This is a genomic window from Pseudomonas sp. C2.3V (assembly GCF_058536325.1).
Genome location: NZ_JBZUBN010000001.1, coordinates 4,066,116 through 4,080,012 on the forward strand (window position 1 = coordinate 4,066,116; position 13,897 = coordinate 4,080,012).

Here is a 13,897-nt window from a genome sequence, read left to right on the forward strand (position 1 = left end):
TTCCTTCGAGATTTTGAGATGGCCCAAGTTTCTTCCCTGATCGAAACCCTGAAAAAACAACTGAAAGCACACGGTAAGACGTATGCCGATGTAGCAGCGGCACTAGACCTAAGCGAAGCCTCGGTCAAGCGTCTGTTCGCGGAGGAGAGCTTTACCCTGCAGCGCTTGTCACTCGTATGCAATGTGATCGACATGGACATTACCGAACTTGTACAGGCCATGTCCGTGCAGCAGCGACAAACCGATGAACTGAGCGAGGCTCAGGAACAGGAGATTGCCAGCGACGGCTTGCTTCTGCTTGTAGCCGTATGCGTGATCAACGGCTACAGCTTTACCAACATTACTGAGCAATATCAGCTGACAGCCGCTGAATGCACCCGATTACTGGTACGGTTGGATCGTTTGAAGCTTATCGAATTGCTACCCAACAATCGCATCAAGTTGTTGATCAGCCGAAATTTCCGCTGGCGTTCAGGTGGTCCGATCCAGCAACTTTTTCAGGAGCAAGTCGCCAAGGACTTCTTTCATTCGCGCTTCGAAGGTGAGTCGGAGCAACTTCTGGTCTTCAACGGCCTGCTATCACGCGCGGGAAATGCACAGTGGCAACAAAAGCTTCAGCGCTTGGGGCGAGAATTTAACAACCTATGTGAGGAAGAAGCAGGACTGCCCATAACGCAGCGTTTTGGCACTACGACCGTCCTGGCAGTACGGCAATGGCGCTATGGGCTGTTCGAACGTTACAGCAAGCGCTCCGCCGAAAAGAAAAAATCAGGCAAATGAGAAGCTCCGGTAGTTTCTACCCTATTTCCCAAATTTGATGCATAAGTTTGGCTATTTTATGGTCAAGTTCAAATATCCAAAGCATAGAGATACCCCACCCTCGGCTATAACTTGACGCCCCTCCGCTACTTTCTAGACTTCGGGATGGCGCTCTGAAATCGTCTGTATTGTTTAGTGCCATCTGTACCAGGGTCACTGTTTCTAGGATCGACCCGCCACTTCGTCAGAGAAATTCTGATTTACAGCAGTGTGCGTAGCCATCGGAGCGCCCGCTCCAGACGCGTCTTCCGCCTGACGTTCATGGCCTGCTGATATTGCCGTCCTGACATACGCATGGAATGCCTGCCACCTGCCGGGCTGTCTCCGCTTGTTCATCTGCGCCCGGCTTTTGAAGACCTTTCAGCTATGCCAAAGGGGGTAAAGATGAAGAGTTTGGATTATTCGTTAGAAACGGCCACGTATTCGGAGCAAAAACCTTTCTATTTAGGAATAGTGGCCGTCTGTATCTTATTGGCCATCTCTCTTTTTTTCAGGCTACATGATTTTGAGAAGGTAACAGGCTCCCAGAACCTGGAAGCGAGTTACCACGTCCTGATTACTCTGAATGCGTTAAACGAGTCCGATGTCACGCACCATTGGTATCTACCCACCATTTCGCTAGGCGAAGAAAAGGACAAGCACATCGCCTGGGGCGCGACCATTCCTACACGAACAGGTGATTACGTCTATACCAGTTTTACGCCCTATGGCTTTCTGGCACCCTACTTTGCACTGAAGGTATCGGGCCAGAATATATCGTTGGAAAGCTTGGCCTTTTTCAATTTTGTCCTAGGCTCGGTCATCACGCTGCTGCTGTTTACCTTCTTGTTCAAGGTTCTTCGCTTCAATGGTCTGAACGCGTGGTCAGCAGTCTCCGGCGCACTCATGGGCTGCGTAATTGGTATTTTCAGCCGTGAGGCTTTGCTTTCCCATGGCGTTATCTACTGGGTACAAAGCTTCTATCAGCTGATCCTGCTGTCTTCGCTGTTTGTCTTGTTCAAGTACTGTTCAGTGACCGATATACAGAGTCGTCAGCGCTACGCCTGGGCGCTTTGTGCGCTGGCCTTCTTCGGCGCATTAACCGAATGGACAGGATACTTCTTCAATTTCGGGCTGTTCTGCATTCTTTGGGTAAACACCCTGAGAATCGAGGGCTCACGGTGGCTATCCAAGAAAATCTGTATAGCCACCATCCTGGCAGGCGTTATCACTATCCTGCATTACAGCCTTGCTGCCGGTTTGCTGCCCACACTCAAGGCCTTTGCCAGACGCTTCCTGGCCCGTAGCGCGGGTACGGGCAGCTTGTCCGATCTGCTGCATGCCTATGTGCTCTCCTATGGCTATTTCATCGCAGCCATGCTGATAACAGCGGCGGGACTCATCTGGCTGAAGAAAAGCCAGAATACGTCAAACAGAGCATTATCGATTACGCTGGTAGTTCTCATCGCAGCCAGCGTACCGCTACTGGAAAACCTGATCATGCTTCAGCATGCCACGCAGTTTTCATTTGACCGTTTGAAGTTCATCTTCCCGGCAGCACTGTTGATTGGGTTGTCCTTGCTTTACTTCAGGACCAAAGGCAGAACCGTATTGGCAGGGCTGATCACCCTGGCAGCAATACAAGGCTGCATGACGTATAAGAAGGACATTACCACTTACGCGGCCTGGCCCCAGATTGATGAGCAAAACAAGCAGCTGGCATCGCTGGTCGAGCAGGAGCTGAATGTTAAATGTGCAGTGCTATCTACTGACATGAGCGTTCGCGGCTATGCAAACCTGCTCTTTCATCGGGGTATTTATGAGTTGCGACCGCAGCCAGCAGACTTTGGCAATGACCCGAGCAATTGTGGTGGGGTTTATCTGGAAGGCAGAGATTTTCAGGTCGACTTGCCTGAGTACACCAAGGCAACCATTACCGAGAAGGATAATCGCGTTGTGACTTTTGTGAAGGATCAAGGGCAGTGGCGGCGATTGGAACGGTTACAGCGACAGAAAGGATAAAGCCAGGCAGTTCTTAACCTGAATTATCCATGAGCGGCGCGGCTATTCCGCGGCAGGCGCGCCGTACGATATAACTGAAGTCATAATCAATCATTCTCCCTATCTTCTATATTTGCTGATCGTTCGGCTGGCAGCGAAGTCCTGTATCGACACCATAGGCCAGCGCATAATAGGAGCCATTATTTCACCGTGAGTGTGAGCAATATTTATGCTTCCCAACCGCCCTCGTTGGCGTACCCTGGCTGTATTGGCCCTTCTTCTTGCGCCCTTGCTTTGGCCCTTGCATTACGCGGCTCACAGATACTACAGCCAGCAATTGGCTGAGCAGAACCGACAAACGCTGGATCTCTACGTAGAGAACCTATTGGGTACGCTTCGGCGCTATGAAGTCTTACCGGATCTGCTGGGCGATATGCCCGCGCTTCGCGCCTCGCTGCATGATCCGGTCGATGCAGATACGCAAAGATCAGCCAATCATTTGCTGGAGCGGATTCGGCAGCGTACCGGGGCAGATGTGATTTATCTGATGCGAGCCGACGGATACTGCCAAGCCACATCGAACTGGAATGAGCCGGACAGCTTTGTTGGGCGTGATTTTTCTTTCCGTCCGTATTATCAGGAAGCAATGCAGAACAAATCCGGTCGTTTCTTTGGACTTGGAACCACATCCGGTAAACGAGGCTACTATTTCGCAGCGCCCGTACATGATGGTGGAAACGTCATCGGAGTCGTGGTCGTCAAAGTAGACCTAGATGGTCCTGAAAAGCTCTGGGGACGAACGCCTGAACAACTCCTGGTCACCGACAGCTTTGGTGTAGTGATCCTGACCTCCCGCAATGAGTGGCGCTTTCGAGCCAGCCGCCCGTTGAACGATGAACAACGTGACGTTATCGCACGCAATCTGCCTTACCCCAGGGGCTCACTCGAACCTTTGGAAATTAGTGATAACCAGTGGCTGATCCAGCAGCGCTTTCTAGATGAAATTGGCTGGACAGCACGAATCCTGGCTCCCCGTGATTTGCTTGAACGTCAGGTACGTAGCGTTCTATACATCGGAGGGGCGACACTATTAGCCCTGCTGCTTCTGTTGGCCGTCATGACCTTAAGGCGTCGGCACTATCTCGAGCGAATCGCATTGGATGCCCGCGCTAAGCGCGATCTGGAGTTGAGCGTACAGGAGCGTACTCAGGACTTGCAGACGCTAAACCAACGCCTGCAACAGGAGGTACATGATCGCGAGCAGGCCCAGCGTGAACTTATGCGAGCACAGGACGAGGTCGTACAAGCGGGAAAGCTGTCTGCTCTGGGCACCATGTCAGCCAGCATCAGCCATGAGCTGAACCAGCCGCTGGCGGCCATTCGCAGCTATGCCGAAAACGCGGCGGTCTTGTTGAATCATGGTCGAGTGGATGATGCCCGTGGCAATCTAAAGCTGATTGGTGAATTGACGACGCGCATGGCCAATATCATCTCCCACCTCAAGGCATATGCTCGTGGTGCACGAAGAGCACCAGAAAGCGTTGCGCTACAAGCGGCGCTGGAAGACTCGTTAGCATTACTAGCAGCCCGTCGGCGGGCCATGAACGTCGAGCTGATTAGGGATTTGCCTGACGCTCCATTATGGGTGCAAGCGGGTGAAACACGGCTGCGCCAGATTATCAACAACCTGCTCACTAATGCTCTGGATGCGTTGATAGAAAAAGGGCCGCCTCGCCGACTTTGGTTGATTGCCAGTCAGGATGAGAAAGGCGTGACACTGGTTATCCGCGACAATGGCCCAGGCTTTTCTGCTGAAGCACTAGCTAGAGCACATGAGCCGTTTTTCACAACAAAGGCGACTACCCAAGGGCTTGGGCTGGGTCTTGCGATCTGCGATACATTACTTCGCGCATTAGGCGGACGTCTGCACCTGTCCAATCATATGGAAGGCGGTGCCGAGGTTCGCCTGTTCTTATTACACGGCAAGCCTGGCGTAGCATCAGTACCGCAAGAGGAAATGCGTGGCTGATCGCTCGGATCGCTCGGCTTATGCAAAACTTATGACGGCAACAATATTTCATTCGTGCTTAATGATGATCAGGTTTTAAATTACTCATGATGTCTCCTCTGCCTTTCGATACCAATAGCCAAGTGCTTTTGATCGACGACGACCCTCACCTTCGTCAGGCTTTAAGTCAGACACTAGACCTGGCAGGGCTTAACGTTGTAGCGCTTGCAGATGCGCGTACGCTGGACATGCAACTTGTACGTGAATGGCCAGGCGTTGTAGTCAGCGATATCCGCATGCCTGGTATCGACGGTATTGAGCTCCTAGGGCAATTGCATAACCAGGACGCTGATCTGCCTGTCGTATTGATTACGGGGCACGGCGATGTTCCATTGGCTGTTCAGGCCATGCGGGCAGGCGCCTATGATTTTCTAGAGAAGCCTTTTGCGAACGATGCCCTGCTTGATAGCGTGCGTCGTGCACTGGAAGTTCGTCGCCTTGTTCTTGAGAACCGCAGCCTTAGGCTGGCACTGGCTGAACGCAAGGAATTGCAGACCCGGCTGATTGGCCAAGCACCTAGCATGAGCCGCTTACGTGACCAAATCGGCGCGCTGGCATCTACTCATGCTGATGTACTCATTCTAGGAGAGACAGGAGCAGGCAAAGAGGTTGTTGCCCGGGCATTGCATGATCTTTCTACACGAAAAGGCGGGCCCTTTGTCGCTATTAATGCTGGTGCACTGGCCGAGTCGGTGGTCGAGAGCGAGCTTTTCGGCCATGAGCAAGGCGCATTTACAGGCGCCCAAAAACGACGCATCGGGAAGTTCGAGTACGCTAACGGCGGAACTGTCTTTCTAGATGAAATTGAAAGCATGAGCCTGGATGTTCAGGTCAAGCTATTGCGGTTGCTTCAAGAACGTGTTGTAGAAAGAGTTGGTTCCAATCAGCAGATACCGTTAGATATTCGAGTAATCGCTGCAACCAAAGAAGACCTGAGACAAGCGGCAGACCAAGGCCGCTTTCGAGCCGACCTTTATTATCGCTTAAACGTTGCCAGTCTGAAGATCCCGCCCCTCCGTGAGCGAAGCGAAGATATCCTGACACTCTTCCGTCACTTCACCGACGCAGCCGCAGCGCGGCATCATTTACCCTTACGGGAGCTGGATGGCTCACAGCGTGCTGCTCTTATGGGGCACCGCTGGCCTGGAAACGTCCGGGAACTACAAAATGCAGCAGAACGGTTTGCATTGGGACTAGAGCTCGCTTTGGACAACCATGATGCTCATAGCTCTGCAGCTCCGTCCGCTCATGTTATGGAAATGTCAGGCTTGACCGGCAACCTGAGCGAGCAGGTGGAGTCATTCGAACGGGCGCTACTTGTGCAGGAGTTAAACCAATCACATGGCTCATTGCGCAGCATGGCGGAAGCGCTGGGGCTGCCACGCAAAACGCTTTCAGACAAGTTGAAAAAGCATGGCCTACATTTCAACGGTGGAGCAAGCGAAGATATTGAGCAGGGTTCTTAGCCTATAGGCTTCAGGACTTTTTAAGTATCTAAGGGCAGGCATTGGTACAACCTGCCTCTTTTAAGGTCGGGAATAGCCCATCGTTTTTATTTCCTGCCGCAAAAGCAAAACCCCCGGGCCGTTAGGCCTGGGGGTTTTGGGTATAGGTGCTTGACGATGACCTACTCTCACATGGGGAAACCCCACACTACCATCGGCGATGCATCGTTTCACTTCTGAGTTCGGAAAGGGATCAGGTGGTTCCAACGCTCTATGGTCGTCAAGCAATTCGGGTGGGGAACCGGTGTCTAGTCGTTTCCCCGAATGGGTATGTGATCGGTATTTTGCGGTTCAACCAAGCTTTCGGCTGGTCTTTACCAAACAACAGATTGTTTGGGTGTTATATGGTCAAGCCTCACGGGCAATTAGTATCGGTTAGCTCAACGCCTCACAGCGCTTACACACCCGACCTATCAACGTTGTAGTCTTCAACGGCCCTTCAGGAAGCTCAAGGCTCCAGTGAGATCTCATCTTGAGGCAAGTTTCCCGCTTAGATGCTTTCAGCGGTTATCTTTTCCGAACATAGCTACCCGGCAATGCCACTGGCGTGACAACCGGAACACCAGAGGTTCGTCCACTCCGGTCCTCTCGTACTAGGAGCAGCCCCTCTCAAATCTCAAACGTCCACGGCAGATAGGGACCGAACTGTCTCACGACGTTCTAAACCCAGCTCGCGTACCACTTTAAATGGCGAACAGCCATACCCTTGGGACCGGCTTCAGCCCCAGGATGTGATGAGCCGACATCGAGGTGCCAAACACCGCCGTCGATATGAACTCTTGGGCGGTATCAGCCTGTTATCCCCGGAGTACCTTTTATCCGTTGAGCGATGGCCCTTCCATACAGAACCACCGGATCACTAAGACCTACTTTCGTACCTGCTCGACGTGTCTGTCTCGCAGTCAAGCGCGCTTTTGCCTTTATACTCTGCGACCGATTTCCGACCGGTCTGAGCGCACCTTCGTACTCCTCCGTTACTCTTTAGGAGGAGACCGCCCCAGTCAAACTGCCCACCATACACTGTCCTCGATCCGGATAACGGACCAGAGTTAGAACCTCAAGCATGCCAGGGTGGTATTTCAAGGATGGCTCCACGAGAACTGGCGTCCTCGCTTCAAAGCCTCCCACCTATCCTACACAAGCAGGCTCAAAGTCCAGTGCAAAGCTACAGTAAAGGTTCACGGGGTCTTTCCGTCTAGCCGCGGATACACTGCATCTTCACAGCGATTTCAATTTCACTGAGTCTCGGGTGGAGACAGCGCCGCCATCGTTACGCCATTCGTGCAGGTCGGAACTTACCCGACAAGGAATTTCGCTACCTTAGGACCGTTATAGTTACGGCCGCCGTTTACCGGGGCTTCGATCAAGAGCTTCGCTTGCGCTAACCCCATCAATTAACCTTCCGGCACCGGGCAGGCGTCACACCCTATACGTCCACTTTCGTGTTTGCAGAGTGCTGTGTTTTTAATAAACAGTCGCAGCGGCCTGGTATCTTCGACCGGCATGAGCTTACGGAGCAAGTCCTTCACCCTCACCGGCGCACCTTCTCCCGAAGTTACGGTGCCATTTTGCCTAGTTCCTTCACCCGAGTTCTCTCAAGCGCCTTGGTATTCTCTACCCGACCACCTGTGTCGGTTTGGGGTACGATTTCTAATTACCTGAAGCTTAGAGGCTTTTCCTGGAAGCATGGCATCAACCACTTCCTCTTCATAAGAAGAGTCGTCATCAGCTCTCGGCCTTAACTGTCCGGATTTACCTAAACAGTCAGCCTACCGCCTTAAACTTGGACAACCAACGCCAAGCTGGCCTAGCCTTCTCCGTCCCCCCATCGCAGTAATTAGAAGTACAGGAATATTAACCTGTTTCCCATCGACTACGCCTTTCAGCCTCGCCTTAGGGGTCGACTCACCCTGCGTCGATTAACGTTGCGCAGGAACCCTTGGTCTTTCGGCGTGCGAGTTTTTCACTCGCATTGTCGTTACTCATGTCAGCATTCGCACTTCTGATACCTCCAGCAAGCTTCTCAACTCACCTTCACAGGCTTACAGAACGCTCCTCTACCGCTCATCTTGCGATGAACCCGTAGCTTCGGTGTGTAGTTTGAGCCCCGTTACATCTTCCGCGCAGGCCGACTCGACTAGTGAGCTATTACGCTTTCTTTAAAGGGTGGCTGCTTCTAAGCCAACCTCCTAGCTGTCTAAGCCTTCCCACATCGTTTACCACTTAACTACAACTTTGGGACCTTAGCTGACGGTCTGGGTTGTTTCCCTTTTCACGACGGACGTTAGCACCCGCCGTGTGTCTCCCATGCTTGCACTTCTGGGTATTCGGAGTTTGCATCGGTTTGGTAAGTCGGGATGACCCCCTAGCCGAAACAGTGCTCTACCCCCCAGAGTGATACATGAGGCGCTACCTAAATAGCTTTCGAGGAGAACCAGCTATCTCCGAGCTTGATTAGCCTTTCACTCCGATCCACAAGTCATCCCCTGCCTTTTCAACGGAAGTGGGTTCGGTCCTCCAGTCAGTGTTACCTAACCTTCAACCTGCTCATGGATAGATCGCCCGGTTTCGGGTCTATACCCAGCGACTAAAACGCCCTATTAAGACTCGCTTTCGCTACGCCTTCCCTATACGGTTAAGCTTGCCACTGAATATAAGTCGCTGACCCATTATACAAAAGGTACGCAGTCACCCAACAAAGTGGGCTCCCACTGCTTGTACGCATACGGTTTCAGGTTCTATTTCACTCCCCTCTCCGGGGTTCTTTTCGCCTTTCCCTCACGGTACTGGTTCACTATCGGTCAGTCAGTAGTATTTAGCCTTGGAGGATGGTCCCCCCATATTCAGACAACGTTTCACGTGCGCCGTCCTACTCGATTTCACTCAAAAGATCCTTTCACCTACGGGGCTATCACCCACTATGGCCGCACTTTCCAGAGCGTTCGGTTAAAATCAATTGAGCTTAAGGGCTAGTCCCCGTTCGCTCGCCACTACTTAGGGAATCTCGGTTGATTTCTTTTCCTCAGGGTACTTAGATGTTTCAGTTCCCCTGGTTCGCCTCTCACACCTATGGATTCAGTGTGAGATACCTGACTTATGTCAGGTGGGTTCCCCCATTCAGAGATCTCCGGATCACAGTCTATTTGCCGACTCCCCGAAGCTTATCGCAGGCTATCACGTCTTTCATCGCCTCTGACTGCCAAGGCATCCACCGTATGCGCTTATTCACTTGACCATATAACCCCAAAGAATCTGAAGTTATGTTTGGTTTGGAACACGACATTCGCCGAAAACTTGCGCTTGAACTCGCAAATTTACCTTGACCACATAGTCTGCAGTGAAACAGCCTATGTGTTCGTACTTCTATCACATACCCAAATTTTTAAAGAACAGTCTGAAAACAAAGTTCAGAAGTCAATGCTCCAACCCAACCCTTAGGGGGGGGGTAAGCACTCAGTTCTGAGCTTTAACGCGGTGTTAGATGGTGGAGCCAAGGAGGATCGAACTCCTGACCTCCTGCGTGCAAAGCAGGCGCTCTCCCAGCTGAGCTATGGCCCCATCGATTGGTGGGTCTGGGCAGATTCGAACTGCCGACCTCACCCTTATCAGGGGTGCGCTCTAACCAACTGAGCTACAGACCCAATCGTCTAACGCTTGAGTCTTGACTCATCTCGCGTCTTTATTTCAGTGAATCAAGCAATTCGTGTGGGAGCTTATGCCAAAGCTGGGATCTATCGATTAAGGAGGTGATCCAGCCGCAGGTTCCCCTACGGCTACCTTGTTACGACTTCACCCCAGTCATGAATCACACCGTGGTAACCGTCCTCCCGAAGGTTAGACTAGCTACTTCTGGTGCAACCCACTCCCATGGTGTGACGGGCGGTGTGTACAAGGCCCGGGAACGTATTCACCGTGACGTTCTGATTCACGATTACTAGCGATTCCGACTTCACGCAGTCGAGTTGCAGACTGCGATCCGGACTACGATCGGTTTTATGGGATTAGCTCCACCTCGCGGCTTGGCAACCCTTTGTACCGACCATTGTAGCACGTGTGTAGCCCAGGCCGTAAGGGCCATGATGACTTGACGTCATCCCCACCTTCCTCCGGTTTGTCACCGGCAGTCTCCTTAGAGTGCCCACCATGATGTGCTGGTAACTAAGGACAAGGGTTGCGCTCGTTACGGGACTTAACCCAACATCTCACGACACGAGCTGACGACAGCCATGCAGCACCTGTGTCAGAGTTCCCGAAGGCACCAATCCATCTCTGGAAAGTTCTCTGCATGTCAAGGCCTGGTAAGGTTCTTCGCGTTGCTTCGAATTAAACCACATGCTCCACCGCTTGTGCGGGCCCCCGTCAATTCATTTGAGTTTTAACCTTGCGGCCGTACTCCCCAGGCGGTCAACTTATTGCGTTAGCTGCGCCACTAAAGTCTCAAGGACCCCAACGGCTAGTTGACATCGTTTACGGCGTGGACTACCAGGGTATCTAATCCTGTTTGCTCCCCACGCTTTCGCACCTCAGTGTCAGTATCAGTCCAGGTGGTCGCCTTCGCCACTGGTGTTCCTTCCTATATCTACGCATTTCACCGCTACACAGGAAATTCCACCACCCTCTACCGTACTCTAGCCAGGCAGTTTTGGATGCAGTTCCCAGGTTGAGCCCGGGGATTTCACATTCAACTTACCAAGCCACCTACGCGCGCTTTACGCCCAGTAATTCCGATTAACGCTTGCACCCTCTGTATTACCGCGGCTGCTGGCACAGAGTTAGCCGGTGCTTATTCTGCTGGTAACGTCAAAGCTGCAACGTATTAGGTTACAACCCTTCCTCCCAGCTTAAAGTGCTTTACGACCCGAGGGCCTTCTTCACACACGCGGCATGGCTGGATCAGGCTTTCGCCCATTGTCCAATATTCCCCACTGCTGCCTCCCGTAGGAGTCTGGACCGTGTCTCAGTTCCAGTGTGACTGATCATCCTCTCAGACCAGTTACGGATCGTCGCCTTGGTGAGCCGTTACCCCACCAACTAGCTAATCCGACCTAGGCTCATCTGATAGCGTGAGGTCCGAAGATCCCCCACTTTCTCCCGTAGGACGTATGCGGTATTAGCGTTCCTTTCGAAACGTTGTCCCCCACTACCAGGCAGATTCCTAGGCATTACTCACCCGTCCGCCGCTGAATCAGAGAGCAAGCTCTCTTCATCCGCTCGACTTGCATGTGTTAGGCCTGCCGCCAGCGTTCAATCTGAGCCATGATCAAACTCTTCAGTTCAAACATATTTGGGTTTTGAGAAAACCCTAAACTTGGCTCAGCAATCGCAAATAAACTCTCGAATTCACGAGTGTTACTTGTCTTGCTGATAATCTTGTCGATCCATCAGTCTTACAGCACAAGCACCCACACGAATTGCTTGATTCAACTTGTTAAAGAGCGGTTGGTTAAGACCTTGTCTCAACCGAGGCGCGCATTCTACGCTAACCTCTTGTCCTGTCAAGCATTTTGTTCAACCGGTCTAACCCGCTGAACCGCTTGCCGGACCTGCCGGATCAGGAAACCTGTTCTGGCAGCGGGAGGCGTATTCTACACAAGCCCAGGGGCTTGTCAACTACCGCTTCCCTCTTTCCGCTTCTGCCAGACCGGAGGTCTGACCCTGACTAAACAGCTAAGCCATTGATCTACAAGGCTTTTTGCCGTTCCGTTGCAGCGGAAGTGGGGCGCATTATAGGCCCCTCCGCTCACAGGTCAAGCTTTATTTGAATAGGCTTCGATAAAATCCTATATATAGCTTCTAGACTGCCTCAAGGTGTTACTACACGCGTTTCTTATGGATGTACCGAGCTTCTCTTTCAGGACGTCTGATTCATACCACTTTAATAGTAGCCCTATTGTCTATCACCAGATCCTTTGGAAAAGCAGCACGCCAACAAGCGAGGAATACATGAGGTTCTACCTATTTGCTTTTGGACTTACCGCTCTTGTTGCCTTTCAACCGGCATTTGCAATGGATGAGGAGGATTACTCGGCTACCTTTAATACGTGCCTTGATGAGTCCAAAGGCACTACCAGAGACATGCTGAGCTGTATATCTGCCGAAACAAAGCTTCAGGATACTCGGCTAAATGAAGCCTATCAGAACACGATGGCTACCTTTAGCGATCTACAGAAAGCCAAGCTCAAAGAGACTCAACGGTTGTGGATCAAATATCGAGACGCCAACTGTAGCCTTTATGCCAATGCAACAGGCGGTACGATTGATGCGCTGAATACGGCATCCTGCCTATTGGATATGACCAAAGCTCGTGCTGATGAGCTGAGCCGTTTTACAGAGCAGGACCCCTCTCTTTAAGTTGGCCGCACGTGGTCTCTTGTGTTTGCTTTTATAAAGAGTAAGCACGCTCCACTTTTACGATCTGCACACTGTACCCTTCATACCACTTGGTGCGACCCTGCCTGCGCGCCTGCTGGTGCTCAGGCTGATCTTTCCATGCCTTTATGGCCTTTTCATCGGTCCAATAAGAAATGGTGATTCCAGTACCGTTCTCGCCTCTTACGGAGAGGACGCCCAGGAACCCTGGCTGTCTTTTGGCCAATTCGAGCATGTGCTCGGCTGTTTCCTCATAGCCATCTTTTTGAGCACTTTGCTTGGAAACAAAGATGACTGCGTAGCATGGCGGAGAGGGAGGGCTCATTATTTGTTCCTCCCTGACGAAACGGCATGAGTGGCAGAGGCTTTTATAAAGGCTTTAACAAGGGGAGGCAGAAGTCCCTTCAAGGCCTGACGCTCGGATTGAAAGAGTGTTGCAATAAAGAAGGGATGATCATGCAGTTCGACCGCCCTCACCTCTCCAGCAGCATTGTGTCCGACAGCTTTAAGCTTGCCGGACAAGATCTCTAGCCCGACCGCTGTATTAAGACCATATGCACAGCGGTATTCCTCGTAGCTTTCTATAGCACCATACGCTTCGGCTATACGTGAGCTGGAAGTGAATCCTACCTGTTCGCCTCTTTCTATTAGCGCACAGGCTAGCGGAGAGACTATCGGGTTATCGCGTTCCGGTGCTGTTTCAGCATGCGCTGCGTTGGCCCGGTTCAGCTCATTGCGTGCATATTCGATCAATGCATACTGAAATCCTGCGCAGCTGCCTAAAAACGGGAGGGCGTGATTTCTGGCGTATCGAATAGCAGATAGCGCACCCTCTTCATTGTCATACGGGCTTCCAGGCGTGCACCAAACGCCATTAGCTTCTTCGAAAGTCGTTTCTTCTATATTAGCTGTAGCGATCCACTCGAATACCAGGGGAATATTCAGAGCGACTTGAGCCAAGTGCAACGCCTGGATGATGGCTTGGTGCGCCTTGATCTCAGGGTTGTAGTCACCTACCAGCGCAACCCGAACGCTTTGCCTACCTGATATAAGGTTTTTCACCGGTGCGCTCATAGACTTCTCCTCTATAGTTTTGCTTCTTGGGCAGGCACTATAAAAAGAGACCCTGTTGACCACTATTGGCGCCTCGGCAGAC

Annotated in this window: 7 protein-coding genes, 2 tRNA genes and 3 rRNA genes; 5 read left to right on the top strand and 7 right to left on the bottom strand. The window is 51.8% G+C overall.

The window, feature by feature from the left end:
• The first annotated feature begins 18 nt into the window (after positions 1–18).
• The 4 genes from AC4LF3_RS19195 (at position 19) to AC4LF3_RS19210 (ending at position 6,333) form a co-directional block, all read left to right on the top strand.
• Positions 19–780 (top strand): helix-turn-helix domain-containing protein, encoded by a 762-nt coding sequence (locus AC4LF3_RS19195; protein WP_150348439.1) that lies wholly within the window; start codon positions 19–21, stop codon positions 778–780.
• A gap of 423 nt (positions 781–1,203) precedes the next feature.
• The gene (locus AC4LF3_RS19200) at positions 1,204–2,820 is read left to right on the top strand and encodes a hypothetical protein (protein ID WP_491836179.1); all 1,617 of its coding nucleotides are present in this window, start codon (positions 1,204–1,206) and stop codon (positions 2,818–2,820) included.
• Positions 2,821–3,028: 208 nt separating this feature from the next.
• The gene (locus tag AC4LF3_RS19205) at positions 3,029–4,828 is read left to right on the top strand and encodes a sensor histidine kinase (RefSeq protein WP_491836180.1); all 1,800 of its coding nucleotides are present in this window, start codon (positions 3,029–3,031) and stop codon (positions 4,826–4,828) included.
• 89 nt (positions 4,829–4,917) lie between these two features.
• Positions 4,918–6,333 carry a sigma-54-dependent transcriptional regulator gene (locus tag AC4LF3_RS19210; RefSeq protein ID WP_312271216.1) on the top strand — a complete coding sequence of 472 codons (1,416 nt, stop codon included), beginning with the start codon at positions 4,918–4,920 and terminating at the stop codon, positions 6,331–6,333.
• A gap of 148 nt (positions 6,334–6,481) precedes the next feature.
• Here the strand turns inward: AC4LF3_RS19210 and rrf are convergent.
• The 5 genes from rrf to AC4LF3_RS19235 all read right to left on the bottom strand — a co-directional run bounded on the left by rrf (position 6,482) and on the right by AC4LF3_RS19235 (position 11,648).
• Positions 6,482–6,597, bottom strand: a 5S ribosomal RNA gene (gene rrf / locus AC4LF3_RS19215).
• 119 nt (positions 6,598–6,716) lie between these two features.
• Positions 6,717–9,607 (bottom strand): 23S ribosomal RNA (locus AC4LF3_RS19220).
• Positions 9,608–9,854: 247 nt separating this feature from the next.
• A tRNA-Ala gene (locus AC4LF3_RS19225) sits at positions 9,855–9,930 on the bottom strand.
• A 6-nt stretch (positions 9,931–9,936) separates the two neighbouring features.
• Positions 9,937–10,013: transfer RNA gene (locus AC4LF3_RS19230), tRNA-Ile, on the bottom strand.
• Between the two features lie 98 nt (positions 10,014–10,111).
• Positions 10,112–11,648 (bottom strand): 16S ribosomal RNA (locus tag AC4LF3_RS19235).
• Together the 16S, 23S and 5S rRNA genes with 2 tRNA genes alongside form the textbook arrangement of a ribosomal RNA operon.
• 667 nt (positions 11,649–12,315) lie before the next feature.
• Here AC4LF3_RS19235 and AC4LF3_RS19240 point away from each other — a divergent pair.
• Positions 12,316–12,723: a lysozyme inhibitor LprI family protein gene (locus AC4LF3_RS19240; protein ID WP_312271751.1), complete on the top strand. Its 408-nt coding sequence runs from the start codon at positions 12,316–12,318 to the stop codon at positions 12,721–12,723.
• Positions 12,724–12,754: 31 nt separating this feature from the next.
• On the opposite strand, the gene AC4LF3_RS19245 is transcribed toward AC4LF3_RS19240, so the two are convergent.
• Together AC4LF3_RS19245 and AC4LF3_RS19250 are read right to left on the bottom strand one after the other, a co-directional pair.
• Positions 12,755–13,066: an antibiotic biosynthesis monooxygenase family protein gene (locus AC4LF3_RS19245; RefSeq protein ID WP_491836181.1), complete on the bottom strand. Its 312-nt coding sequence runs from the start codon at positions 13,064–13,066 to the stop codon at positions 12,755–12,757.
• The gene (locus tag AC4LF3_RS19250) at positions 13,066–13,815 is read right to left on the bottom strand and encodes a CTP synthase C-terminal region-related (seleno)protein (RefSeq protein ID WP_312271750.1); all 750 of its coding nucleotides are present in this window, start codon (positions 13,813–13,815) and stop codon (positions 13,066–13,068) included. Before AC4LF3_RS19250 ends, AC4LF3_RS19245 begins: the two co-directional genes overlap by 1 nt.
• Between the last annotated feature and the right edge of the window lie 82 nt (positions 13,816–13,897).